Genomic DNA, 24,398 nt, shown 5'->3' with positions numbered 1-24,398 from the left:
CCGTGAGGACCACCCCGTGATCCGTGTGACGCGCCTGAACGGAGAGCGGTTCGCGCTCAACCCCGACCTCGTCGAGAGGGTCGAGGGCCACCCCGACACCGTCGTCTTCCTCGTCGACGGGACGAGGTACGTCGTGGCGGAGAGCGTCGACGACGTCCTCGACGAGATCCGCGAGTACCGGGCGAGCATCCTCGCCACCGCCTACGAGATGGACCGCGGCACCTACCGCTCCTCGTCCCGTCCGGCGGACGGCGACGCCAGCGCCTCCGTCGTCCCCTTCCCTGCCCGCGAGGAGCGCTGACCCGTGGATCCGGCCACTCTCATCGGCTTCGTCGTCTCGCTCGTCGCCCTCCTGGTCTTCATGGTCCTGGAGGGTTCCGACCCGACCTCGCTGCTGTTCCTCCCCGCGATCGTCCTGGTCATCGTGGCCACGTTCGGTGCGGCGATGTCCAGCCAGACGATGGGCGACCTCAAGAAGATGCCGGGCTGGTTCAAGATGGCGGTGATGCCGGCCAAGGTGCCGCCGGCCACCGAGCAGATCCAGACGCTGGTCAGCCTCGCCGAGAAGGCCCGCAAGGAGGGCCTGCTCGCGCTCGAGGCGCAGGTCAAGGCGATCGAGGACCCGTTCCTCAAGCGCGGCCTCCAGATGGGCATCGACGGCACCGACCCCGAGCAGCTGCGCGGCGTCCTGGAGAGCGAGATCGCGGCCAAGAAGGCCGAGGACAAGGTCGCCGCCAAGTTCATGAACGCGATGGGCGGCTACGCGCCGACCATCGGCATCGTCGGCTGCATCGTCGGCCTGATGAACGTCATGGCCAACCTCGACGACCCCTCGTCCCTCGGCCCGATGATCGCCTCGGCGTTCGTCGCCACGCTCTGGGGCGTCATGGCCGCGAACTTCTGGTTCCTGCCGATGGGCGCCAAGATCCTCCGGGTCAGCGAGCTGCAGGCCGCACAGATGGAGATGCTCGTCGAGGGCATCGCCGAGATCCAGGCCGGCACCAGCCCGCGCGCGGTCCGCCAGAAGCTGATCTCCCTCGTGCCGCCGAGCGAGCAGGCCAAGGAGGCAGCGTGAGCGGGCTCGCGGGCTCATCCCGGGAGGAGCTGTGAGCTCCGGCGGCCACGGCCGCCGTCGCGGCAAGAAGCACGAGGAGGAGGAGCACGAGAACCACGAGCGGTGGATGGTGTCCTACGCCGACATGCTGACGCTGCTCTTCGTGCTGTTCGTGGTGCTCTTCGCGATGAGCCAGGTGGACAAGGACAAGTTCGCCGCCCTCGCCAAGGGCCTGTCCGAGAGCCTCGGCGGCCCGATCGCCGTGCAGCCCGGGCCGACGCCGGAGGGGTCGGTGCTCGACGGCCTGCCCGGCGCGGTGGACATCGCCTCGGCGATCGCCCCGGACCGGACCGTCGAGCAGGCCGAGGTCGACGCCGCCGCCGCGCAGGCCGCCCTCGCCGAGTCCCAGCGCGTCGCGGGCGAGGCGCAGGCCGAGTACGACGAGCTGGCCGCCGCCCGCGACCGGATCGAGTCGGCGCTGCGGATGGCCGGTCACGAGGGCGCGGCCCGTTTCGAGATCGACGAGCGCGGCCTGGTGGTGCACATCGTCGCCGACCAGGTCCTCTTCGACGCCGAGGAGGCCGTGCTCCGGCCGGAGGGGCGGACGGTCCTCGACGCGATCGCCCCCACCCTGCGCGCCCTGCCCAACGACCTCGGCGTCGAGGGCCACGCGAACCACCTGCCGGTCACCCCCGGCGGCCCGTGGCCGTCGAACTGGGAGCTGTCGGCCTACCGCGCGACCACCGTCGTCCGGTACCTGGCCGGGGACGGCGTCCCGCAGGAGCGGATGGCCGCCAACGGCTACTCCGACACCCGGCCGCTGGTGCCCGACACCGACCCGGACGCGGTCACCGTGAACCGCCGCGTGGACGTGGTGGTCCTGTCCGACGCCTCCGCGGAGGCCAACGAGTTGCTGCCCGGCCTGGACGCCGGAGCCCAGGAGGAGAGCCATGGCTGAGAAGACCAAGAAGACCGAGGAGACGCCCGAGGACGGCGAGGCCACGGGCGGTGGCAAGAAGAAGCTGCTGATCATCGGGCTGGTGGCGGTCCTCGCCCTCGCCGGCGCGGCGTACTTCTTCCTCTTCGCCAGCAGCGGGGAGGCCGCGGCCGAGGAGCCGGTGGCCGGGGAGGTCCTCCCGCTGGACCCCATCGCGGTCAACCTCGCCGGCGGCGGGTACCTCAAGGTCGGCATCGCGCTGCAGCTCACCGAGGCCGCCGCGAGCGGTGGCCACGGAGGCGCGAGCGTCGACGGCTCCAAGGCCCTCGACCTGGTGATCGCCACCTTCTCGCAGGCCCAGCCCGCCGACGTGACCGGTGCCCGGGACGCGCTCAAGGAGGCCCTCGAGCACAAGATCGTCGAGGCCTACGCCGAGGACGGCCACGAGATGGTCATGGGCATCTACCTGACCGAGTACGTCACCCAGTGAGGCCGGGGGCCGCCCCCGCCCCAGCCGTCACAGCAGTCCCACCCGTCCGCCCTGACCGGCCGCGCCTCGCGCGCCGGTCAGGGCTGCGTCTTCCCCGGCCGATGAAGGGAGGGTGACCCGCCCCGAGAACGGAACCGCCCCCACCGGGCGCAGCCGGCGCGGCGAACCCCGCACCTACGACTTCCGCCGGCCCACCAAGCTCTCCCGCGAGCACGTCCGCGTCCTGCAGATCGCCCAGGAGGCCTTCGCCCGGCAGGCGACGACCGTGCTCACCACCATGCTGCGCACGGGGGCGCGCATGGAGCTGCTGGGGATCGAGCAGCACTCCTACGACGACTACGTCGCGACGCTGCCCAACCCGCACTTCGTGGTGACGTTCACCCTCGAGCCGCTGGCCGGCAAGGGGGTCCTGGCCTATCCGCTGGAGATCGCGATGGCCAGCGTCGACCACATGCTCGGCGGCTCGGGGTCGGCCGACCAGCCCGACCGGCCGATGACGGTGATGGAGACGACCATCACCAACCACCTGCTGACCCGGCTGCTGCAGGAGTTCACCGCGGCCTTCGCGCACATCGTCGACCTCCAGCCCGAGCTCAGCGAGGTGGAGTACAACCCGCAGCTGGCGCAGGCCGCGGCCGGCTCGGACACCGTCATGGTGGCCACCTTCACGCTGGGCGTCGGCAGCCGCGCCGGCGAGGCCACGCTGGTGCTGCCCTTCTCCGCGTTCCAGACCGCCCTGAACAACGCGGCCTCGCCGCACCTGTCGGAGTCGGCCCAGGCCAAGCGCCGCCGGGCATTCGAGGCGCTGACCGAGCGGCTGACCATGGTGCCGGTCGAGGTCGGCGTCCGGTTCACGCCGCTGGAGGTCTCCTCCGACGACCTCCTCTCCCTCGCCGTCGGTGACGTCCTGCTGCTGCGCCACCCGCAGGACGCGCCGCTCGAGGTCACGACCAACGACGTGACGTTCGCCTACGCGATCGCGAGCAACCACCGCCGCCGGCTCGCCGCCGCCATCGTCCCCACCCCGGCCTCCGGCCGGGCCCCAGCCCAGAAGGACACCGCATGACCGCCTCCGTGGAGCACTCGCAGGCCTCCGAGACCGTGATCGCCGTGGTGGCCTCCGCCGCGCGCGCCGCGGCGGGGCTGGTCCCGGCCGCGGCCGAGCTGGTGCCGGGCACCCCGGTCAACGACCCGGATGCCGTCCTCCTCCCTGCCGAGGCCGCGACCGCGGTCATGGCCCGCCTCTCCGGCGAGGTCAGCGGGGACGTCGTCCTGGTGGTCTCCGCGGAGATCGCCGACGCCCTGACCAACTCGCCCGTGGGTGCCATGGACGTCGCTGCCGCGCTGCGGCCCGCCCTGGAGGCAGCGGCCGCGACGCTGGGCCGGGTGCGCGTGGACTCCGAGCGCACCGAGGACCCCGACACCGCGATGGACGGGCTGCGCGACAAGGGGATGTTCGTCGCCGTCCCGCTGCTGGCCGGTGGCGCCACCGTGGAGGCCACCCTCGCCCTGCAGGTGACCCTCCCCCAGCCGCGCACCCAGCGCGGCAGCCTCGACCTGCTGCGGCACGTGGCCATGGAGGTCACCGTCGAGATCGGCCGCACCCGGATGACCGTCGGCGAGCTGCTCTCGCTGCACCCCGGCGAGGTCGTCGAGCTCGACCGCGCGGCCAGCGCGCCGGCCGACCTGCTGGTCAACGGCACCCTGATCGCCCGCGGCGAGGTGGTCGTGGTCGACGAGGACTTCGGTCTGCGGATCAGCGAGATCGTCACCGACGCCAGCGAGGTGGCCCCATGACCTGGATGGTCATCCGGTTGCTGCTGTCCCTGGCCTTCGTCGGCGGCGTCCTCTGGTTCGCCGCACGGCTGGCCAAGAAGCGCGGCCTCGGTCAGGGCAACGGCCTCATCGAGGTCGTCGCCCGCCAGCGGATGGGCCGCGCCAGCACCGTCAACGTGGTGCGGATCGCCGGCCGCGTCCTCGTCGTGGGCGCGACCGAGGAACAGGTGACGCTGCTCGCCGAGGTCGACGGCGACCTGGTCGAGGAGACCCTGCAGGAGCGGCAGGCGGCGACCGCGGCGGCCCGGACCCCCGCCCCGGTCGCCTCCGGCGCGCTGGCCGGCTCGGTGTTCGACCGCGGCGGCTGGACGACGTTCGTGCAGCAGCTGCGCGAGCGGACGGTCCGCCGCTGATGACCGCATCCCCCGCGCCCGCCCGGGGCGCGCCGTTCGCGCGTCGCGCGGGCCTGGTCCTGCTGCTGGTGGCCGTCATCGGCGTCGTCCTCACGCTGCTGGCCGACCCCGCCTCGGCGGCGCCGACCGCGCCGACGCCCCCGACCGACCCCACCGCGCCGGTCGTGCCCGCCGTGGACGGCGGCGTGGACATCTCCGTGGGTGGCGGCAGCCCGAGCACCTCGGTGACGCTGATCCTCGCGATCACCGTGCTGTCGGTGGCCCCGGCGGTGCTGCTGCTCACCACCTCGTTCACCAAGATCGTCGTGGTGCTGTCGCTGACCCGCAACGCGCTGGGCATGCAGGCCGCCCCGCCGAACACGGTCATCACCGGCATCGCGCTGTTCCTCACCCTGTTCGTGATGGGCCCGGTCTTCGGCGACATCAACGAGTCCGCGGTGCAGCCCTACCTCGACGGGCAGATGACGGTCTCCCAGGCCTACGACGTCGGCGTCGTCCCGCTCAAGGAGTTCCTGCTCGACAACACCCGCGAGGACGAGCTGGAGCTGATGGTCGGCCTCTCCGGCGAGGAGGCGCCGGCCGCCCGGGAGGCGGTCAGCATGACGACGCTGGTGCCGGCCTTCGTCCTCTCCGAGCTCAAGAGCGCGTTCATCATCGGGCTGGTCGTGTTCATCCCGTTCCTGGTGCTGGACATGCTGGTCAGCGCGGCGCTCATGGCGATGGGCATGATGATGGTGCCGCCGGCGATCGTGTCCCTGCCGTTCAAGCTGCTGCTGTTCGTGGTGGTCGACGGCTGGGCGCTGATCACGACGGCGTTGGTGGGGTCCTACGCATGACCGCCCCGACGACGACGCGCGGGCGAGCATCGCTGTGGGCGCCGCGGAGCCGACAGGTCGCGAGCATCGCAGCGAGCGCCGGCGAGCGAGGAGCGGAGCGACCGCGGAGGCGACCCATGTCGTCGACCGAGGAGCGGGACGAGCGCGGAGTCGAGTCATGACAGACGCCGACGTCACCGAGATCGCGATCCGGACGATGATGCTGGGCGCCAAGGTGGCCGCCCCGGTCCTGCTGACCGCCCTGCTCGTCGGCTTCCTCATCTCGCTGTTCCAGGCGGCGACCCAGATCCAGGAACCGACCCTGTCCTTCGTGCCGAAGATGATCGCCGTCGCGATCGCCCTGCTGGTCACGGGCAACTGGGTGCTCTCCGAGCTGGTCAGCTTCACGCACGGCCTGTTCGACTCGCTGCCCCGGCTGCTCGACCGGACGTAGCGCCCGTGGACCTCGAGGTCCCGGGGAGCACGCTGGCGGCGCTGCTGCTCGGCACCGCCCGGGCGACCGGCTTCGTCCTGCTGTCCCCGCCGTTCAACACCCGCACCATCCCGGCCCCGGTCAAGGGCGCCCTCGCCATGGCGCTGTCGGTGGCGCTGCTGGCCCGGATCGCCCCGGAGTTGCCCGACCCCACCGCGGGCTTCCTGATCGTCGGCGCGGTCACCGAGGTCGTCATCGGCGCCGCCCTCGGCTTCGTCGTCCAGGTGCTGTTCGCCGCCGTCCAGTACGCCGGCGACCTGATCGACCTCACCGGCGGGTTCTCCCTGCAGCCGGCGTACGACCCGCTGTCGATGGCGACCAGCTCGTCGATCGGCCGGCTGCACTCCCTGCTGGCGACGACCCTGCTGTTCACCAGCGGCGGCCACCTGCTCATCGTGCGTGGCTTCGCGACGTCCTACGAGGGGCTGCCGGTCGGAGGCAGCGTGCCCACCGAGCAGCTCGGGCACGTGCTGGTGACCGCCTTCTCGATGATGTTCCTGGCCGCGCTGCAGATCGCCGGGCCGATGGTGGCGGTGCTGCTGCTCGCCGACGTCGCCCTGGCCCTGCTGAGCCGCGCCGCGCCTCAGCTGAACATCTTCGCGATGGGGTTCCCCGTCAAGATCATGCTGACCCTCGCCCTGCTGGGCCTGACCTTCCCCCTGCTGCCGCCGGCCCTCGACGCGCTGATGGACCACGCCGCGCGGGCGATGGTCTCCCTGCGGAGCGGGTGACCCGTGGCTGAGCTGGTGGTGGCCTGATGGCCCAGGACGGCCCGGGTGGTGAGAAGACAGAGGCCCCGACTCCCAAGCGCCTGAAGGAGGCGCGCAAGGAGGGGCAGATCCCGCGGACCCAGGAGCTGGGCACCTGGACGGGGGCGGCGGCGGCCAGCGTGCTGCTGCCGATGCTGGTGGGCAACGCCTACGACGCGGTCGGCAGGCTGTTCGTCCAGGTGCGGTCGGTGGCCACCCACCCCGAGGCGGAGGCGGTGTCCGCGCTGCTGGGGCAGGCGCTGACCGCCTTCCTGACGACACTGCTGCCGATGGCCCTGGCCCTCATGGCCGTCGGCGTCCTCGCGACCGCCGCGCAGGGCGGGGTCGCGGTGTCGGCCAAGCCGATGAAGCCGACGCTGAAGAAGCTCAACCCGTTCCCCGGGATGAAGCGGATGTTCGGCACCCACGGGTGGTGGGAGGCCGCGAAGGCGCTGATCAAGACCGCGGCGCTGGCCACCGTCGTCATCGTCACCAGCGACCGGGCCACCGAACTGGTGTCGTCGGCCGGGGCACTGCCGCTGTCGTCGGTCACGGCGACGTTCAGCGAGTCCGCCGTCCTCATGTTCCGGGTGGTGGCGGTCAGCGGGCTGGCGATCGCCGTCGCCGACTACATCGTCGTGCGCAAGCAGATCATGAAGAAGCTCAAGATGAGCAAGTACGAGGTCCAGCAGGAGCACAAGCAGTCCGAGGGAGACCCGCACCTCAAGGGCCAGCGCCGGTCGGCGCAGCTGGCCATGTCGCGCAACCGCATGATGAGCGAGGTCGCCACCGCCGACGTCCTGCTGGTCAACCCGACGCACGTCGCGGTCGCCCTCAAGTACGAGCCGGAGCGCGGTGCCCCGCGGGTGGTCGCCAAGGGCGCCGACGAGCTCGCCGCCAAGCTCCGGGAGCGCGCCGAGGAGGCGCGGGTGCCGATGGTGCAGGACATCCCGCTCGCCCGGGCGCTGCACGCCTCCTGCGAGCTCGGCCAGGAGGTGCCCGCGCAGCTGTTCACGGCGGTCGCGCGCGTGCTCGCCTTCGTCATGCAACTGTCGGCCCGGGGCGTCCGGGGCGGCCTGCACCGTCCCGGGTTCGAGGCACCGGACGTCGAGGGGCTGCCGAGGGCCGGCCGCCGGCGCTGAGCCCGGGGCGCGTGTGACGGGTGGGGCGGACGGCGTCCGCGCCGGTATCCCGCTCGAACCGGACTGCCGATGAGTCCCCTCGTGCAGAAGCTGACGAAGGCTGCCGTCCCGATCGGCGTGGTGGCCATCGTCCTCATGCTGGTCGTCCCGCTGCCCGCGGCGGTGCTGGACCTGCTGCTGGGCTTCAACATCACCGCGGCGCTGCTGATCCTGCTGGTGTCCATGCAGATCAGGCGGCCGCTGGACTTCGCCGTCTTCCCGTCGCTGCTCCTCATCGCGACGCTGTTCCGCCTCGCGCTCAACGTCTCCTCGACGCGGCTGGTGCTCACCGACGGCTACGCCGGCAAGGTCATCGAGGCGTTCGGGCACTTCGTGATCGGCGGCTCGCTGGTCGTCGGCCTCGTGGTCTTCGTGATCCTGACCATCGTCCAGTTCGTGGTGATCACCAACGGTGCCGGCCGCGTGGCCGAGGTCGGTGCCCGGTTCACCCTCGACGCGATGCCCGGCAAGCAGATGGCGATCGACGCCGACCTCAACGCCGGGCTGATCGACGAGGCCACGGCCCGCAAGCGGCGCACCGAGGTCACCGCCGAGGCCGACTTCTACGGCTCGATGGACGGTGCCTCGAAGTTCGTCAAGGGCGACGCCATCGCCGGCATCATCATCACGCTGGTCAACCTGATCGGCGGGTTCGCCGTCGGCGTCATGCAGCGCGGCATGGCCCCCGCCGAGGCCGTGTCGACCTTCTCGCTGCTGACCGTCGGCGACGGCCTGGTCTCGATGATCCCGGCACTGCTGCTGTCGACCGCGACCGGCATCATCGTCACCCGCTCGGCCTCCGACGGGGACATGGGCAGCGACCTGCTCGCCCAGCTGGGCCGGTTCAAGCAGCCGGTGCGCATCGCCGGCGGCGCCGCCCTCGCGCTGTGCCTGATCCCCGGGCTGCCCAAGCTGCCGTTCCTCCTCATCGGCGGCCTGTTCCTGCTCATGGCCGCGCGCATGACCGAGGCCCCGGACGAGGACCCGTCGGCCGCGCCGGCCGCCGCCGACGACGAGCCCAAGCCCGACTCCCCCGAGGCGATCGCCGAGAAGATGCGGGTCGACCCGCTCGAGCTCGAGGTGGCGTTCGACCTCGTCGACCTGGTCGACTCCGCTCGCGGCGGCGACCTGCTCGACCGGGTCAAGGCGCTGCGCCGGAAGGTCGCCATGGACACCGGCCTGGTGATCCCGCTGGTGCGCACCCGCGACAACCTGGACCTGCCCTCGTCGCAGTACGTGATCTGGCTCAACGGCGTCCCCGCGGCCAAGGGGATCTCGCCGGCCGGGACCGTGCTGGCCATCGGCGACGCGCTCGACGGGCTGCCCGGCAAGGCCACCCGCGAGCCGGTGTTCGGGCTCCCGGCCAAGTGGGTGCCGGCCGAGCTGCAGCGGCAGGCGGAGATGGCCGGCGCCACCGTCGTCGACCGCTCCTCGGTCATCACCACGCACCTGGCCGAGGTGGTGCGGCAGAACGCCGCGCAGCTGCTCGGCCGGGAGGACGTGCGACTGCTGGTGGAGATGGTCCGCCGCACCCACCCGGTCGTGGTGGAGGAGCTCACCCCGACGCTGCTCACGCTGGGCGAGGTCCAGCGGGTGCTGCACGGGCTGCTGGAGGAGAACGTCTCCATCCGCGACCTGGTGCGCATCTTCGAGGCGCTCTCGGTCCGGGCGAAGGTCTCCACCGACGTCGACGGCCTGGTCGAGGCGGCCCGCTCGGCGCTGGGCTCGGCGATCAGCCAGCCCTATGTCAGCGAGGACGAGCGCCTGCACGTGCTCACCCTCGACCCCGCCTTCGAGCAGCGGCTGCTGGAGGCGGTGCGGCACAGCGACGGCCACCAGGTGCTGGCGCTGGACGCCGGCACGGTCGACGCGCTGGTCAACGGCTGTACCGGCCTGCTCGGCGACGCCGAGCGGCTGGGGCTCTCGCCGGTGCTCGTGTGTTCCCCGCAGGTCCGGGCCGCCCTGTCCCGCCTGATGCGTCAGATCCTCCCCCGCCTGCCGGTGATCTCCTACACGGAGGTCTCCCGGACGGCCCAGATCGAGTCACTGGGAGTGGTGAACGGTGCCGTTGCCATCCGTTGAGGCCGCCACGCGCGAGGGCGCGATCGCCGCGGCGCGGGAGAAGTACGGCTCGTCGGTCCGGATCGTCGGGATCCGCCGCGTCCGCACCGGCGGGGTGATGGGCTTCTTCACCACCGAGCGCTTCGTCGCCGAGGTGGAGGAGGTCGCCGCGCCGTCCCCCGTCGAGCGCCGGCCGGCCTCGCGCGCGGAGTCCGCCGCCCGCATCGAGGCCGCGCTGCGCCGCGCCCCGGTGCTGCCCGACCCGGTCGACGAGGTCGCCGGGCTGCTGGCGGACAACGACTCCCCCGGCGTCGACCTGTACTCGCGCACCTCCGCGACGGCGGCCCGCCCGGCCGCCGGCCGTGCCGCGCGCGCCGGTGCGGCTGCCGGCCGTCCGGCGGCGACCGCGGCTGCCGCTCGTCCGGTGACGGCTCCCTCTGCCGGTCGTCCTCCGGCGGCCGCGGCGGCGGCTCCCGCCCCTGCTCCTGCTGCCGCTCCGGCTCCGGTGGTGGACGACGCCCCGCTGGCGCCGTCGCCGTTCACCGCGGCGCTGGCCGCGATGGTGGCCGGCGACGCCGACGTGTGGGACGCGGTGGACCAGGCCGTCGCCGCGGCGGCGTCCTCCTCTCCCGCTCCCGCTGCGGCGGCGTCCTCCGCCGCTCCGGCTGCCGCTCCCGCGTGGGAGCAGCCGGTGGTCGCGGCGGCTCCTCCCGTGGTCGACCTCCCCCCGGCTCCGCCCGTGGCTCCCCTGGTGGCCGAGGTCCCCCCGGCGCCGGTGGCTCCCCCGGTCCCGCCGGTCACCACCGCCGTCCCGGCACCCGCGCCCGCCGCCCCGCCGGTCGCCGCCGCGGTCCCCCCGGCCCCGCCCGTCGCTCCCCCGGTGGCCGCCGCCGTCCCCCCGCCCGTCGCCCCGCCGATGGTCGACGTCCCGTCGACCGTGCCGGTCCCCCCGGCGGTTCCCGTCGCGGCGGGTCCGGCCGTCCCGCCGGTGCCGGTCGCGCCGCCGGTGCCGCTCGCCACCGAGCTGGAGCCGGCACCGATGCCCGCCTGGGCCAGTGAGCCGGACTTCTCCACCGGCCCGATCACCTCCCGCGAGGAGGCGATCGCCGAGGTGCTGCGCGCCGCGCTCGCGCACGACACGTCCGACGCGGCGCTGACCCAGCTGCTGCGGGGCGTGCTCGCGGGCTCGGCCTCCCAGGCCGACCCGTTCGACGCGCCCGCCGACGACCTCGACGCCGAGACCGCGTTCGCCGAGGCGCACACCGCCGAGATCCCGATGTGGGTCGACGCCACGGCGGAGGCCGACGAGTGGGAGATCACCGAGGAGGTGCTCGCCCCGACCGCGAGCGACCCCGCACCCCTGCCGCTGGACGCCACGACCGTCCTCCCCCCGCTGTCGCTGCTGCCCCCGCCCGCGCCCGGGACCGACCTGGCCATCCCGCCGCTGCTGTCGCGGCCTCCGGTCCCGCCGACGATCCGCCGTCCGGGCGCGCCGGGTCAGCAGGTGGCGCGGACCACCGGTGCCCGCGGTGCCGCCGGGCTGGCCACGGTCACCCGCCTGCCCGTGGACAAGCGCGCTGCTGCCTGGCGCGGCAACCCGGTCGTCGTGACGTCGGTGCGTGAGCGCCCGGCGCCGAGCACGCCGAGCGGTCCGATCGCGGGTCCGGCGGAGGACGCCGTCGTCCGCCAGTTGCTGGCCCTGGGCGTGCCGGACCACCTGCTCGGCGACGACTTCGCCCTCGAGGTCGCGCGTCGCGGCACCTACGCGGCGCTCACCCGCGCCCTGGCGGCCGGGCTCCCGACGGCGCCCGGCCTGCCCAGCGGCCCCGGTGAGGTGCTGCTCCTGGTGGGCCCGGGCGTGGAGACCCTCGCCGCGGCCCGCTCGCTGGCCGCATCCCTGAGGCTGGACGCCGAACGGCTGCAGTGGGCCTCCCGCGGCGACCTGGCCGCCCTCGCCCCGGAGGGCAACCGGATCAGCAGCATCGACGCCGCGCTCGAGCGCAAGCAGGAGGCCGACCGGTCGGGGACGCTGACCATCGTCGCCGTCGACGCCCCGCTGCGCGCCGCCGGCGCCACCTGGCTCGAGCAGGTGATCGCGGTGTTCGCCCCCGCGGGGGTGTGGGCCGTGGTCGAGGCGACCCGGAAGCCGGAGGACGTCCTCCCCTGGCTGGACGGGCTGCCCCGGGTCGACGCGCTCGCGGTGCAGGACACCGACCTCACCGCCGACCCGGCCGCCGTCCTGGGCCGCACGCGCACGCCCGTGGCCCTCCTCGACGGCTCCCGCGCGACCGCGCACCGGTGGGCCTCCCTGCTGTGCGAGCGGCTGGAGAACTCCGGGACATGAGCCCGCTGCGGTGGGAGGTCCTCGCAGTGGGGTTCGTCCTCGCCCTGCCGGTCCTCGCGCTCGGCCTGCGCGGTGACCTCACGGTGGACGAGGTGGCCATCCGGCTGCCGTGGTGCCTCGCGGCCGGCTGGGGTGCCGTGGCGCTGCTGCACTGGGCCAGCACCCCGCGCCGTCCCTCGCGCCCCGAGTCCCCTGCCGACCAGGGCCCTGACCCGGCCCCCTGACCGGCCCACTCTCGCGGTGTTCCATCAGCTTCCGCTGTCTTGCACGGACGCAGGAGTCGAGGGGACACCGCACCTGCTCCCGCCGGCTGTCCACAGCTCCGGTCCGCCCGGGGCAGGACGAGCACGGGCGGGACAGGGTCGACCCATGAGCGACGACTCCTCCGGTGTCGCAGGCGACGTGATCCGTCGAGTCGACGCCCCCGCCGCCGGCTTGTCGGACGCCGATCTGTCGAGGATGGTGCGCCGCGGCGACCTGCAGCGCATCCAGCGGGGCGCGTTCCTCCCGGCGGGTACGGCTGTCGCCCTCCACCGGGCCGTCGTGTCCGCCACCGTGGCGGGCCTCCGACGGCCGGTTGTGGTCAGCCACGTCTCAGCTGCCCCGGTGCACGGCCTGCCTGTCTGGGGAACGTCCCCGCACCGCGTGCACGTGACGCGCCGCCCCCAGCGGCGGGCAGCGGCAGCGCGCGCGTGCACCTCCACGTCGCTCGGCTGCCGGACGATCAGGTGACCGTCGTCGATGGGCTGCCGGTCACGGACATGACCCGGACGGTGGTCGACGTGGCCCGCACCGTCGGGTCGAGAGCGCCGTGGTGACCGCGGACGCCGCCCTGGCATCGCAGGCCACCTCGTCCGAAGCGCTGGCCGCCTGCCTGGCCGGCATGGGTGCGGTCCCGGGCGTCCGGTGAGCCGGTCGGGTGTTGGCCTTCGCCGACGGGCGCAGCGAGACCGTCGGCGAGAGCCGTAGCCGCGTGCTCCTGGCCCGGCTCGGGACACCCAGACCTGACCTCCAAGTGCGAGGACGACGCACCGACGGCGGTCTCGTCGGCCGCTGCGACTTCGCCTGGGAAGAACACGGCACGCTCGGCGAGTTCGATGGTCGGGTCACGTCCGGCGCCAACGCCCGTCGGGCCCGCTCCCCCGAGGACGTCGTCATCGAGGAGGAGCTCCGCGAGGACGCGCTGCGGGACCTGGGCTGGCAGGTGGCGCGCTGGACCCGGGCCGACCTGAGCCGACCCGCGGTCGTCGGCGACCGGCTTCGTCGTGCGTTCACCCGGGCACGGCGAACTCGCTGACCGCTCTTGCGGTGTCTCCTCATGTCCTGCGGCCGTACACCACCGCAGGAGCCGATGAGACACCGCAAGAGCGGCGGCGCCGGGCGCTGCGGGTCAGAGCGGGAGGTCCTCCAGCATCTCGGTGACCAGCGCCGCGATCGGCGAGCGCTCCGAGCGGGTCAGGGTCACGTGCGCGAACAGCGGGTGCCCCTTGAGCGCCTCGATCACCGCGGTGATGCCGTCGTGCCGGCCGACCCGCAGGTTGTCCCGCTGGGCGACGTCGTGGGTCAGCACCACCCGCGACCCCGAGCCCAGCCGCGACAGCACGGTGAGCAGCACCCCGCGCTCGAGCGACTGTGCCTCGTCGACGATCACGAACGAGTCGTGCAGCGAGCGCCCACGGATGTGGGTCAGCGGCAGCACCTCGATCAGCTCGCGGGAGGCGATCTCGTCGAGCACGTCGGTGGACACCAGCGCCCCGAGCGTGTCGTACACGGCCTGCGCCCAGGGCGACATCTTCTCGCCCTCGCTGCCGGGCAGGTAGCCCAGCTCCTGGCCGCCGACGGCGTACAGCGGGCGGAAGATCACGACCTTCTTGTGCGCCCGGCGCTCCATCACCGACTCCAGGCCCGCGCACAGCGCCAGCGCCGACTTGCCCGTGCCGGCCCGCCCGCCCAGCGAGACGATCCCGATCTCGGGGTCGAGGAGGAGGTCCAGCGCCACCCGCTGCTCGGCCGACCGGCCGTGCAGGCCGAACGCCTCGCGGTCACCGCGCACCAGCCGCACCTGCTTGTCGGGGGTCACCCGGCCCAGCGCCGACCCGCGGGAGGACAGCAGCACCAGCCCGGTGTGCGGCGGGAGTTCGGCCGCGGCCGGCACGTACACCTCGCCGTCGTCGTAGAGCGCCGAGAGCTCCGCGTCGTCCAGCGACAGCTCGGCCATCCCGGTCCAGCCGGCGTCGACGGCGTCCAGCGCCCGGTACTCGTCGGTGTCCAGGCCCACGGCCGCCGCCTTGACCCGCAGCGGGACGTCCTTGGTGACCAGGCAGACGTCGCGGCCCTCGGCGCGCAGGTTGAGCGCCACCACCATGATCCGGCTGTCGTTGCTGTCGTTGCGGAACCCGGCCGGCAGCACCGCGGGGTCGCTGTGGTTGAGCTCGACGTGCAGGGTGCCGCCGTCCTCCCCCACGGGCACCGGCGCGTCGAGCCGGCCGTGCTGCACCCGGAGGTCGTCGAGCAGGCGCAGCGCCTGGCGGGCGAACCAGCCCAGCTCCGGGTGGTTGCGCTTGTCCTCCAGCTCCCCGATCACGACGAGCGGGAGCACCACGTCGTTGTCACCCAGGCGCAGCAGCGCGGCGGGGTCGGAGAGCAGGACCGAGGTGTCGAGGACGAACGTGCGACGAGGGTTCACGAGTCGACTCCCGTGGGGCGCCACCCTGCGCACAAGGCGCGCCCCGGCTCGAAGGTGGCCGGGCCCCGGCGCAGGGGCCGGGTGCCGGCCCCCCTGGTCGACGAGATCGTCAGCACCAACCGGGCCTCCCGTGGAGGGCGAGGTGAGCTCGTCCTCCACCGCGGACGGTAGGCCCGGGAGGTGACAGGAACATGTCCGAGAGGCGGCGTGTCACCCTGTCGGGGCACCACTGGTCCCAGCCGCCTCAGCCACGTCCCCGGGGTCGGGCGGCGACCAGCGCCCACACCAGCGGCACGAGCAGCACCGGCCACTGCAGCGCGAGGTCGCCGATCCACCAGATGCCGCCGACCAGGAGCACGGCCAGCCAGCCCGCCGTCCACAGGCCCAGGTCGCGGGCCTCCTCCGGGTCGCGCTGCACCATCGAGTCAGGCGGGCCGCAGCTCGCGGGTGACGGCGGCCGGGGTCAGCGGCTCGTCCAGCAGCCGCACGAACCGGTCGGCGACGCGCTGGCCGTCGGGCCGGGCGTCCAGCCAGGCCGACAGCAGGTCGAGACCCTCGACGTAGGTGGTGATGTAGGCCCTCCACAGCGGGTGGGTGAGGAAGCGCAGCTGCTGGCGGGCGCGCTCGGCGCTGACCATCGACCACCGCTGCACGTAGGCCGCGACCTCGTCGGCGTCCGCGCGCCGGTCGTGCAGCAGGACGGCGGCGTCCTGGCGGACCCGGTTGAGCGGCGCCGCCGCGGCCGCGACCCGCTCGGCCAGGTGGCCGTCGAAGTGCAGCCCCAGGTCGCCGAGCACCTCGGCCGCCCAGGGGCCCCAGCCGGGCCCGATCGCCGCCTGGACGCCGAGGTCGGCCAGCCCCTCGGCCATCAGGCACTCGGGGGTGTTGACCAGGAAGACGGTGTGCTCGAGCCGCGCGGCCCGCTCGACCAGGCCCAGCTCCTTGCGGCAGTGCTCGGTGTGGTGCCCGGGGTAGGCCTCGTGCGCCACGAGGTGCGGCAGCTGGCCGAGCCGGTGCGGCAGGTCGGCGTTGATCGCGACCCGGGAGTGGTAGTCGCCCTCGTAGTAGTTGAAGCCCGACCACGGCTGGTCGGTGACCACCTCGTAGTGCACCGTCTCGGCCTCGGGGAGCCCGTACTCGGCGCGGACCCGGTCCCGCAGCGCGCTGGACAGCGCGTGCACCGCCTCGGCCAGGCGCCCCGGCGGGCACTCCTCCCGGCGGCGGTGGGCGGCGTACCGCTCGGCCAGCGGGCCGCTGCCGGGCAGCAGTGCGTCGAGCTCGGCGTGGGCCGCGCCGTACGCGGCCGGGTCGCCGAGGGCGACGTCGACCTGGAAGTAGCTGGAGACCTCGTCGAGGAAGGCCACCGGCTCGCCGCTCATCTTCCGGGCGCTGCACTCCAGTCCGGTGAGCTGACCGCGGATGAACTCGGCGCGGTCTGCCGGCAGGTCGGCGACGTCGAGCTCGCGCAGCAGGGCCCGGGCCTGGTCACGCAGCTGCTGCGGGGTCGGCGCCGGCTCGGCCTCCACCTCGGCGCGGATCCGCTTGTCGCCGGTGTAGGCGTCGACGAAGCCGGACTCCAGGCGGTCGAACCGCAGCCCCAGCTTCACGTACTCCAGGGGGACGTCGAGGGAGGAGGCCGCCATGACCGCAGTTTCTCAGCTGCCGAAGCGACGGTGCCGGGCGGCGTAGGCCCGCAGCGCGCGGAGGAAGTCCACGCGGCGGAAGTCGGGCCAGTACACGTCGGTGAAGTGGAACTCCGAGTGCGCGGTCTGCCAGAGCAGGAACCCCGACAGCCGCTGCTCGCCGCTGGTGCGGATCACCAGGTCGGGGTCGGGCTGCCCGCGGGTGTAGAGGTGCTCGGCGATGTGCTCGACGTCCAGCAGGCCGATCAGCTCGTCGAGCGACGTCCCGCGCTCGGCGTGCTCGGCCAGCAGCGACCGGACGGCGTCGGCGATCTCCCGCCGTCCGCCGTAGCCGACGGCCAGGTTCACCATCGCCCCGGGCCGGTCGCGGGTGGTCTCCTCGGCGGACTTGAGGACGGCGACCGTCTCGGCCGGCAGCAGCTCCAGCGCACCGACGGGGCGCAGCTGCCAGCGGCGGCCGGGTCCGGCGAGGTCCTCCGCGACGCCCTCGATGATCCGCAGCAGGGGGACCAGCTCGGGCTCGGGCCGCGACAGGTTGTCGGTCGAGAGCAGGAAGAGGGTGACCACCTCGACCCCGGCCTCGTCGCACCAGCCCAGGAAGGCGGCGATCTTGTCCGCGCCGCGGCGGTGGCCGGCGTTGGGGTCCTCGAGCCCGATCGCGCGGGCCCAGCGACGGTTGCCGTCGACGATCACCCCGACGTGGCAGGGGGTGTCGGCGCCCACCAGGGCACGGGCGAGACGCCGCTCGTAGACCTCGGTGAGGACGTCACGGACCCACTGCCGAACCCCCACGGGGGGTCACCATAGGCCCCCCGCAGCGCGGCTCCGCGTACCCGTTCCCGACCTGCGCGAAGGCGTCCTGCGATGACAGGCAGCACACAGCTGCGTGCCACTGCGCCCCCAACCCCGGCCTCGTAACCTCGGTTCATGAACCCTCCCCCCGACGGCCGTGAACGCGTGCGGGTCGAGGCGGACCACGCCGAGTTGGAAGCCCCTCGCACTCAGGCGGTCACCACCGTCCTCGAGGAGGGCGAGCGGGTCGAGCGGACCTGGACCGCCGAGGACTTCGCCGACGCCGACTGGGACCACCCCGACACCCGGCCGCGGCTGCGCGGCTGGCTGCACCTGTTCGCGTTCTTCGGCGCCATCGTCGCCGGGGCCGTGCTCATCCCGCTCGGCTCCGTGCTGGGTGCCCGCGCCGGCTTCTCGGTGGCCGTCTACTGCGTGACCATCTGCGGCCTGTTCGGCATCAGCGCGCTCTACCACCGGCGCCGGTGGTCACCGCGCGGCTGGAAGATCATGAAGCGGCTCGACCACTCGATGATCTTCCTGTTCATCGCCGGCACGTACACGCCCTTCTCGCTGCTGGCCGTCGACCAGCCGTTGGGCTACTGGGTCCTGGGCGGCGTCTGGGCCGGTGCCCTGGCCGGCGTCTCGCTCAAGCTCACCTGGCCGACCGCGCCGCGCTGGATCGGGGTGCCGCTCTACATCGGCCTGGGCTGGGTCGCCGTCTTCATCCTCACCGACATCCTGCACATCGCGGGGGTGACCTCGCTGGTGCTGCTCGCGGTGGGCGGCGTGCTCTACACCCTCGGCGGCGTGGCCTACGCCGTGAAGAAGCCCAACCCGGTGCCCGGCGTCTTCGGGTACCACGAGGTCTTCCACGCCCTGACCGTCGTGGCCGCGATCTGCCACTACATCGCCGTCTACTTCGCGATGTACAACTCGCCCTTCGTGTGATCTGTCGGCCTACCGGCCGACACCGCGGCCAGGTGCCGTGCTCCTGCTGCGCTGAGCCCTCCCCGACCGGTGTCAGGAGAACGGCGGGCGGTCGTCCACTCGCACGGACAGCCGCCCCGCCGCGCGCCAGGCGCGGCCGACGAGGTCGCGGTCCTCCTCGGTGACCAGGTTGCCCATCACCCGCAGGGCGACGGTCATCAGCGCGTGCGAGCGCATGCCGACCGGGCCGGCCGCGGGCAGGAACCGCGGCACCGTGAGCAGTCCGGCCAGGCGGCGAGCGATGGAGAACGCCTCCCCGTAGTGCCGCCGCAGGGTGGCCGGCCAGGCGTGTGTCAGGTCGTCCTCGGCGAACAGCTCGACGACGGTGCGGCCGGTCTCCAGGCCGTAGTCGATGCCCTCTCCGTTGAGCGGGTTGACGCACGCCGCGGCATCGCCGACCAGCGCCCAGTTGCGGCCCGCCACACCGGAGACCGCCCCGCCCATAGGCAGCAGCGCCGAGGCCGGCGCCTCCACCGGCCCGTCGAGCCGCCAGTCCTCGCGGCGGGCGTCGGCGTAGGTCTCCAGCAGCGCCTTGAGCTGCACCCCGGCCGGACGGCGGGCGGTGGCCAGCGTGCCGACACCGATGTTCACCTGCCCGGACGCCGCGCCGAGCGGGAACACCCACCCGTAACCGGAGAGCAGCTCGCCCTCCCCGCCGCGCAGCTCCAGGTGCGAGGAGATCCACTCGTCGTCCGCCCGGCCGGAGCGCACGTACCCCCGGGCGGCGACCCCGTAGGCGGTGTCGCGGTGCCACTCGCGGCCGAGCACCCGCCCGAGCGGTGAGCGGGCACCGTCCGCCACGACCAGGCGCCGGCACCCGACGGTGACCGTCTCCTCGCCGACCTCGAACACGACCCCGGTCACCCGGTCGCCGTCCCGCTCCACGTCGACCGCCCGGGCACCCTCCAGCGGCGTGGCGCCGGCCGCGAGGGCCACCTCGCGGATGCGGGCGTCGAGCTCGGTGCGCGGCACGGCGCTGCCGTGGTCGGGGAACTCGCCGCCGGGCCAGGGCAGCTGCCACTCCCGCCCGAACCCGGCGGCGCGCAGGCCCCGGTTGCGGGCCCGCGCCCGCACCCAGCCGCCCAGGTCCAGCCGGTCCAGCTCGGCGACCGCCCGCGGGGTCAGGCCGTCGCCGCAGGCCTTGTCCCGGGGGAAGGAGGCGGCGTCGGCGAGCACCACGTCGTGCCCGGCGCGCGCGGCCCAGGCGGCGGCCGCCGCACCGGCCGGGCCGGCGCCGACGACCAGGACGTCGGTGGCGGCGGGGACGGCGTCGGTCGGCACGACGACGAGTGTCCCAGGTGGCGGCCCCGCGGCGGTCCGGTCCCAGGAGCAGCGGGGCCGCACTCAGCCGAACAGGGGGAACCGCTCCGCGGCCGGGCCCAGCAGCGCGCGGTCGACGTCGTCGAGCGGCTCCCGGCCGGTGCCACGCCGGGCCGCGGTGGCGTCGTCCCACCCCGCGGGCAGCGGAGCGCCGAGCAGGCCCTCGAGCACGCGGCGCGCCTCGGCCAGTGGCCCCGCGGACGGTCCCGGCCGGTCCAGGTACCGGACCAGGTCCAGGTGGTGGACGGCGGCCTCGACCGCCAGCGTCGAGAGCAGGTCGGCCACCGGGAGCACCCGGCCCTGCGTGCGCACCAGGTCGCGCGGGTCCACCCGCCCGGCCGCGACGAGCACCGCGGCGCTGGTCTCGGCGTACCACTCGGCGAGGTCGGCCGGGTCGGCGGCGACGCTCGCGACCGCGCGGGTGCGCCGCAGCGCCTCGTCGTCCCCGGGCTCCGCCGGCCGCCAGGCCCGCCAGTAGTCGACGGCGTCGGTGTCGGCGGGCCCGGCAGCGGGGGTGTTGAGCGCGACGAGCGCGCGGCGGGCGTCACCCATCAGGTGCCAGGAGAGGTCGACGACCGTCCACCCCGTGCACCCGGTCGGCGCCCACGCCCGACCGGCCGCGGTCACCTCCTGGAGGGTCTCGACGAGGTCGGTGTAGGCGGTGCGCAGCAGGTCCAGCGGCTCGGGCACGACCGCAGCCTGGCAGGCGCCGCCCTCCCTCGTCAGCCCGGAGCGTCAGCCCACCTGCGGCCCTCGCCCGCGCACCTCCTCGACCGAGGCCATGGCCTCGCGCAGCTCGGTCAGCCACGCCTCGGCGTGCTGCCCGACCAGCCGGACCGCCCAGACCAGCGCCTCGGACCGGGACCGGGCCACGCCGGCGTCGACGAGGGTGTCGAGCACCAGCCGCTCCGGCTGCCGGAGCCGCGTCATGACCGGGACCGAGAGGTTGGTGAACAGCTCGCGGACGTCGCCGCAGGCCGCACCCCACGCGACCGAGCGGCCGTAGCGCTCCTGGGCGGCGTCGGCGATCGCCATGCGCTGCTCGCGGGTCTCCTCGCGGAAGCGGGCGATCCGCCCGGCACGGGCGGCGGCCGGGTCCCCCTCGCCCGCCGCCGGCTCGGGCAGCGCGCCGACGACGGTGATCTCGTCGCGGTCGATGGTCAGCTCCACCGGCCCGGTGAACCAGCCGTCGGGCAGCCGCCCGGAGAGCCAGCCGGCGACCTCCGCGCGTTCCACGGGCGGCGGTGCCTCGGGGCCGCGCCCGCGGCCGCCGGGTCCGCGCCCGCGGAAGCCGGCTCCGCGGAACCCGCCGCGCATGCCGCCGAAGGGTGAGTCGGAGAAACGGTGGTGGTGTCCGTGCACGACGGCCTCCTCAGAGCGTGTGATTACACGCTTACACGGTAAGTCCGACCGTGCTCCTCAGGAAGGGGCCATCGCTGCGCTCAGAGCGGACACGTCGGTCACCGGGGCCGAGCAGACGAACCCCCGGCAGACGTAGGCCGCCGGCTCGCCGCCGACCAGCGGCCGTCCGGCCAGCAGCGGCACCCCCGGGGCGTCCGGTTCCCCGGCCACCACCACCGCCCCCGGGCTGGTCGATGACCGGGCGGCCGCCGCGAGGTCGTCGCGCCCGGGGCCGGCCGGGCCGCTCACCGCGACCTCCAGCGGCCCGGCCAGCAGCGCCTCCCCCACGGCCGCGGCCCACCCGGCCGCCCGCGGCGCCTGCCGCACCAGCGGGGCCAGCGAGCCCACGGCGGCCTCGCCGAGCTCCCGGTGGCGCGGGGACCCGGCCAGCGCCGCGTAGGCGACCGCGGCCCCCGCGGCCGCCGCGATCCCGGCGGGGGTCGGACCGTCGGTGGGGTCGAACGGGCGGTGCACCAGCGCCTCGGCGTCGGCCGCGGTGTCGTGCCAGCCGTCGGCGTCGATGAACTGCTCGGCGACGACGTCGAGCAGGTCCCCGGCCAGTTCCAGCCACCGCCCCTCGGCCGTGGCCTGGTGCAGGGCGAGCAGCCCCTCGGCGAGGTCGCCGTAGTCCTCGAGGACCCCGGCCGGTGCCCCGGCGACGCCGTCGCGCGAGGCGCGGCGCAGCCGCCCGTCCACCCAGTGGACGTCGGCCAGCAGCGCGGCCGCCCGGCGGGCCGCCGCGAGCGAGTCGCCGTCCCCCGTGAGGATGCCGTGCTCGGCCAGCGCGGCCACGGCCAGCCCGTTCCACGCGGTCACGACCTTGTCGTCGCGGGCCGGCTGCGGGCGGCGGGCGCGGGCCGCGGCCAGCCGCTCCCGCACCGAGGCGAACCGCGCGGCGTCGTCGGGGACGCCGAGCAGCTGCAGCGTCGAGGTCCCGTGCTCGAAGGTGCCGCGCTCGGTCACGCCGAACAGCTCGGCGGCCCACCGGCCGTCGTCCTCCCCGAGGACCTCGACCAGCTGCGCCTGCGTCCAGACGTACGTGAGCCCCTCCTCGCCCTCGGTGTCCGCGTCGAGGGCGGAGGCGAAGCCGCCCTCGGGCGTGCCGAGGTCCCGGACGAGGAAGGCGGCGGTCTCGTCGGCGACCCGGCGGGCCCACCCCTCCCCCGTCGTCCGCCACAGGTGCAGGTAGACGCGCAGCAGCAGGGCGTTGTCGTAGAGCATCTTCTCGAAGTGCGGCACCACCCACCGGCCGTCGACGGCGTACCGGGCGAAGCCGCCGGCGAGCTGGTCGTGGATGCCGCCGCGGGCCATCGCCTCCAGCGTGCCCCGGGCCATGCGCAGCGTCTCGGCGTCCCCGGTGCGGGCGTGCGCGCGGAGCAGGAACTCCAGCAGCATCGACGGCGGGAACTTCGGTGCCCCGCCGAAGCCGCCCCACCGCTCGTCGTAGGTACCGGCCACGGCGGCGACCGCGGCGTCGAGGTCGGCGGCCGACAACGGGGTCGGCGGCCCGAGCTCCAGGCGGGCGGAGATCCCCTGCACGATCCGGGTGCTGGCCGACTCCAGGTCCTCCCGGCGGTTCTGCCAGGCGTCGGTGACCGCGGCGAGCACCTGGTGGAACGCGGGCATGCCGCGCGCCGGCCGTGGCGGGTAGTAGGTGCCGCAGTAGAAGGGCCGCCCGTCCGGGGTGGTGAACACCGTCATGGGCCAGCCGCCGGAGCCGGTGAGCGCCTGGGTGGCGGTCATGTAGACGCTGTCGACGTCCGGCCGCTCCTCGCGGTCGACCTTCACGCAGACGAAGTCGGCGTTCATCTGCGCGGCGGTGGCCTCGTCCTCGAAGGACTCGTGCGCCATGACGTGGCACCAGTGGCACGCGGCGTAGCCGACGGAGACCAGCACCGGCACGTCGCGCTCGCGGGCCTCGGCGAACGCCTCCGGTCCCCACTCCCGCCAGTCGACGGGGTTGTCGGCGTGCTGCAGCAGGTACGGGCTCGTGGCCCCGGCGAGGCGGTTGGGCACGGGCCGCCCTCCTTCTCACGTCGACCGGGTGCGCACTGCCAGCTACCGCTGGACCCCGGGGGTCACACCTCGCCGGCCGCTCGTCGTCCAGCGGGGCCTGGCCCTGGCGGTACCCCGGCGGGCGCTCGCCGCATCACCGGACCGGGCTCTCGTTTCCTCCGGGCAGCGCAGCGGGTCACGACCGCCGCTCCTCCGTCAGCCGCGCGAGCGGGACCGGCGGTGCCGCACCAGGCCCACCGGTGGACCTGGTGCGGCACGGGGACGATGACGCGTGGGGGTCCGGCGCCCCGACCGGGAGGCGGGTGCGCGGGCGGACTCAGCGGATCGTGTAGCCGCCGTCGACGACCAGGTCGGCGCCGTTGACCATGTCCGACGCGCCGGAGGCCAGGAACACGGCGGCTGCTGCGATCTCACGGGGCAGGGCGAACCGCCCCGTCGGGATCTCCCGCTTGGCCGCTTCACCCTTCTCGCCGGACCACACGGTGCGGCCCATGTCGGTGAGCACCACGGTCGGGGAGATGGTGTTCACCGTGACGCCCCGACCGGCCCACTCCATGGCCAGGACCTTGGTCAGCCCCACCACGCCCGCCTTGGACGCACAGTAGGCAGCGTGCTCGGGCAGCGCGACGGACGCCGCCTGGGACGCCATGTTGATGATCTTCCCGCGGCCGGCTGCCAGCATGTGCCGGCCCACGGCCCGGCTGACCAGGAAGGTGCCGGTGAGGTTCACGGCCATGGTGCGCTGCCAGGTGGCCGTGCTGAGCTCCTCGGCGGGAGCCAGGTCCGCGATCCCCGCGGAGTTCACCAGGACGTCGATGCGGCCGGCCGCGGCCATCGCCTGCTCCACCGCCGCCTCCACGGACGCCTCGTCGGTGACGTCGACGGCCAGCGCGAGGGCGTCGGCGGTCGCGTCCAGGGACTCCACGCGTCGCCGGGCCCCGTCCAGCGACAGGTCGAGCACCACCGGACGGGCTCCCCGTTCGGCGAAGACCTCGGCGATGGCGCCGCCGATGCCCGAGGCGCCTCCGGTGATCAGGGCGACACGCCCGTCGAGGCGGAAGGACAGGTCCACGTCCTCGTCGGTCAGGGGAGCAGGGGCAGCCACGGGTCTTCTCCTCGGGTCGGGGTGGGGAGTGCGGTCGGGCACTGGGTCCGCCGGTGACGGCGGTCGGGACCGGTCCGGGGGGGGGGGGGGGGGGGCGGCGGCGGGCGCCGGCGGTCGGGGGGGGGGGGCGGCCGG

General features: G+C 74.4%; 26 protein-coding genes. 17 read left to right on the top strand and 9 right to left on the bottom strand.

Annotation, left to right across the window (positions count from 1 at the left end; all coding sequences use genetic code 11):
• The first annotated feature begins 16 nt into the window (after window positions 1-16).
• The 16 genes from ACI79C_RS03720 (at window position 17) to ACI79C_RS03645 (ending at window position 13,610) form a co-directional block, all read left to right on the top strand.
• Window positions 17-301, top strand: a complete 285-nt coding sequence (locus tag ACI79C_RS03720) for a flagellar FlbD family protein (RefSeq protein WP_456944268.1) — start codon at window positions 17-19, stop codon at window positions 299-301.
• 3 nt (window positions 302-304) lie between these two features.
• Window positions 305-1,075 (top strand): flagellar motor protein, encoded by a 771-nt coding sequence (locus tag ACI79C_RS03715; protein WP_456944267.1) that lies wholly within the window; start codon window positions 305-307, stop codon window positions 1,073-1,075.
• 31 nt (window positions 1,076-1,106) lie between these two features.
• A complete protein-coding gene (locus ACI79C_RS03710; RefSeq protein WP_456944266.1) occupies window positions 1,107-2,012 on the top strand; it encodes a flagellar motor protein MotB in 906 nt (301 codons plus the stop codon).
• Complete coding sequence (locus ACI79C_RS03705; protein ID WP_456944265.1) at window positions 2,005-2,481, top strand: flagellar basal body-associated FliL family protein; 477 nt, start codon at window positions 2,005-2,007, stop codon at window positions 2,479-2,481. The genes ACI79C_RS03710 and ACI79C_RS03705 overlap by 8 nt, the downstream gene beginning before the upstream one ends.
• 112 nt (window positions 2,482-2,593) lie before the next feature.
• The gene (locus ACI79C_RS03700) at window positions 2,594-3,547 is read left to right on the top strand and encodes a flagellar motor switch protein FliM (RefSeq protein ID WP_456944264.1); all 954 of its coding nucleotides are present in this window, start codon (window positions 2,594-2,596) and stop codon (window positions 3,545-3,547) included.
• Window positions 3,544-4,278 (top strand): flagellar motor switch protein FliN, encoded by a 735-nt coding sequence (gene fliN, locus ACI79C_RS03695; RefSeq protein WP_456944263.1) that lies wholly within the window; start codon window positions 3,544-3,546, stop codon window positions 4,276-4,278. The genes ACI79C_RS03700 and fliN overlap by 4 nt, the downstream gene beginning before the upstream one ends.
• A complete protein-coding gene (locus ACI79C_RS03690; protein WP_456944262.1) occupies window positions 4,275-4,670 on the top strand; it encodes a FliO/MopB family protein in 396 nt (131 codons plus the stop codon). Before fliN ends, ACI79C_RS03690 begins: the two co-directional genes overlap by 4 nt.
• The gene (fliP, locus tag ACI79C_RS03685) at window positions 4,670-5,506 is read left to right on the top strand and encodes a flagellar type III secretion system pore protein FliP (RefSeq protein ID WP_456944261.1); all 837 of its coding nucleotides are present in this window, start codon (window positions 4,670-4,672) and stop codon (window positions 5,504-5,506) included. The genes ACI79C_RS03690 and fliP overlap by 1 nt, the downstream gene beginning before the upstream one ends.
• Before the next feature lie 157 nt (window positions 5,507-5,663).
• Complete coding sequence (fliQ, locus tag ACI79C_RS03680) at window positions 5,664-5,939, top strand: flagellar biosynthesis protein FliQ (protein ID WP_456944260.1); 276 nt, start codon at window positions 5,664-5,666, stop codon at window positions 5,937-5,939.
• Window positions 5,940-5,944: 5 nt separating this feature from the next.
• Window positions 5,945-6,709: a flagellar biosynthetic protein FliR gene (gene fliR / locus ACI79C_RS03675; protein ID WP_456944259.1), complete on the top strand. Its 765-nt coding sequence runs from the start codon at window positions 5,945-5,947 to the stop codon at window positions 6,707-6,709.
• A 26-nt stretch (window positions 6,710-6,735) separates the two neighbouring features.
• Window positions 6,736-7,869, top strand: a complete 1,134-nt coding sequence (locus tag ACI79C_RS03670; RefSeq protein WP_456944258.1) for an EscU/YscU/HrcU family type III secretion system export apparatus switch protein — start codon at window positions 6,736-6,738, stop codon at window positions 7,867-7,869.
• Window positions 7,870-7,950: 81 nt separating this feature from the next.
• On the top strand, window positions 7,951-9,990 hold the full coding sequence (gene flhA / locus ACI79C_RS03665; protein WP_456944257.1) for a flagellar biosynthesis protein FlhA: 2,040 nt from the start codon (window positions 7,951-7,953) through the stop codon (window positions 9,988-9,990).
• Window positions 9,971-12,313, top strand: a complete 2,343-nt coding sequence (locus ACI79C_RS03660; protein WP_456944256.1) for a hypothetical protein — start codon at window positions 9,971-9,973, stop codon at window positions 12,311-12,313. The genes flhA and ACI79C_RS03660 overlap by 20 nt, the downstream gene beginning before the upstream one ends.
• Window positions 12,310-12,537, top strand: coding sequence for a hypothetical protein (locus ACI79C_RS03655; protein ID WP_456944255.1), 228 nt, complete (start codon window positions 12,310-12,312; stop codon window positions 12,535-12,537). The genes ACI79C_RS03660 and ACI79C_RS03655 overlap by 4 nt, the downstream gene beginning before the upstream one ends.
• Window positions 12,538-12,682: 145 nt before the next feature.
• Entirely contained in the window at window positions 12,683-13,045 is a 363-nt protein-coding gene (locus ACI79C_RS03650; RefSeq protein ID WP_456944254.1) for a type IV toxin-antitoxin system AbiEi family antitoxin domain-containing protein, read from the top strand.
• A 283-nt stretch (window positions 13,046-13,328) separates the two neighbouring features.
• Entirely contained in the window at window positions 13,329-13,610 is a 282-nt protein-coding gene (locus ACI79C_RS03645; RefSeq protein ID WP_456944253.1) for a hypothetical protein, read from the top strand.
• A gap of 93 nt (window positions 13,611-13,703) precedes the next feature.
• Here ACI79C_RS03645 and ACI79C_RS03640 read toward each other — a convergent pair whose 3' ends face one another.
• The 4 genes from ACI79C_RS03640 to ACI79C_RS03625 all read right to left on the bottom strand — a co-directional run bounded on the left by ACI79C_RS03640 (window position 13,704) and on the right by ACI79C_RS03625 (window position 17,434).
• Window positions 13,704-14,999, bottom strand: coding sequence for a PhoH family protein (locus ACI79C_RS03640; RefSeq protein WP_456944252.1), 1,296 nt, complete (start codon window positions 14,997-14,999; stop codon window positions 13,704-13,706).
• 244 nt (window positions 15,000-15,243) lie between these two features.
• The gene (locus ACI79C_RS03635; RefSeq protein WP_456944251.1) at window positions 15,244-15,420 is read right to left on the bottom strand and encodes a hypothetical protein; all 177 of its coding nucleotides are present in this window, start codon (window positions 15,418-15,420) and stop codon (window positions 15,244-15,246) included.
• Window positions 15,421-15,424: 4 nt separating this feature from the next.
• Window positions 15,425-16,642, bottom strand: coding sequence for a DUF885 domain-containing protein (locus ACI79C_RS03630; RefSeq protein ID WP_456944250.1), 1,218 nt, complete (start codon window positions 16,640-16,642; stop codon window positions 15,425-15,427).
• 12 nt (window positions 16,643-16,654) lie between these two features.
• Complete coding sequence (locus ACI79C_RS03625) at window positions 16,655-17,434, bottom strand: isoprenyl transferase (RefSeq protein WP_456944249.1); 780 nt, start codon at window positions 17,432-17,434, stop codon at window positions 16,655-16,657.
• 135 nt (window positions 17,435-17,569) lie between these two features.
• Between ACI79C_RS03625 and trhA the strand changes: the two genes are divergently transcribed.
• Complete coding sequence (gene trhA, locus ACI79C_RS03620; protein WP_456944248.1) at window positions 17,570-18,382, top strand: PAQR family membrane homeostasis protein TrhA; 813 nt, start codon at window positions 17,570-17,572, stop codon at window positions 18,380-18,382.
• Between the two features lie 72 nt (window positions 18,383-18,454).
• On the opposite strand, the gene ACI79C_RS03615 is transcribed toward trhA, so the two are convergent.
• The 5 genes from ACI79C_RS03615 to ACI79C_RS03595 form a co-directional block, all read right to left on the bottom strand.
• Window positions 18,455-19,702, bottom strand: coding sequence for a geranylgeranyl reductase family protein (locus tag ACI79C_RS03615; protein ID WP_456944247.1), 1,248 nt, complete (start codon window positions 19,700-19,702; stop codon window positions 18,455-18,457).
• Between the two features lie 63 nt (window positions 19,703-19,765).
• A complete protein-coding gene (locus ACI79C_RS03610; RefSeq protein ID WP_456944246.1) occupies window positions 19,766-20,431 on the bottom strand; it encodes a maleylpyruvate isomerase N-terminal domain-containing protein in 666 nt (221 codons plus the stop codon).
• A 45-nt stretch (window positions 20,432-20,476) separates the two neighbouring features.
• Window positions 20,477-21,103 (bottom strand): hypothetical protein, encoded by a 627-nt coding sequence (locus ACI79C_RS03605; protein ID WP_456944245.1) that lies wholly within the window; start codon window positions 21,101-21,103, stop codon window positions 20,477-20,479.
• Window positions 21,104-21,160: 57 nt separating this feature from the next.
• Entirely contained in the window at window positions 21,161-23,158 is a 1,998-nt protein-coding gene (locus ACI79C_RS03600; protein WP_456944244.1) for a thioredoxin domain-containing protein, read from the bottom strand.
• Between the two features lie 316 nt (window positions 23,159-23,474).
• Window positions 23,475-24,263 carry a GolD/DthD family dehydrogenase gene (locus tag ACI79C_RS03595; protein WP_456944243.1) on the bottom strand — a complete coding sequence of 263 codons (789 nt, stop codon included), beginning with the start codon at window positions 24,261-24,263 and terminating at the stop codon, window positions 23,475-23,477.
• Window positions 24,264-24,398: the final 135 nt, after the last annotated feature.

Source organism: Geodermatophilus sp. SYSU D00697 (genome assembly GCF_054050175.1).
This window is presented reverse-complemented; position numbering and strand designations above follow the sequence as displayed.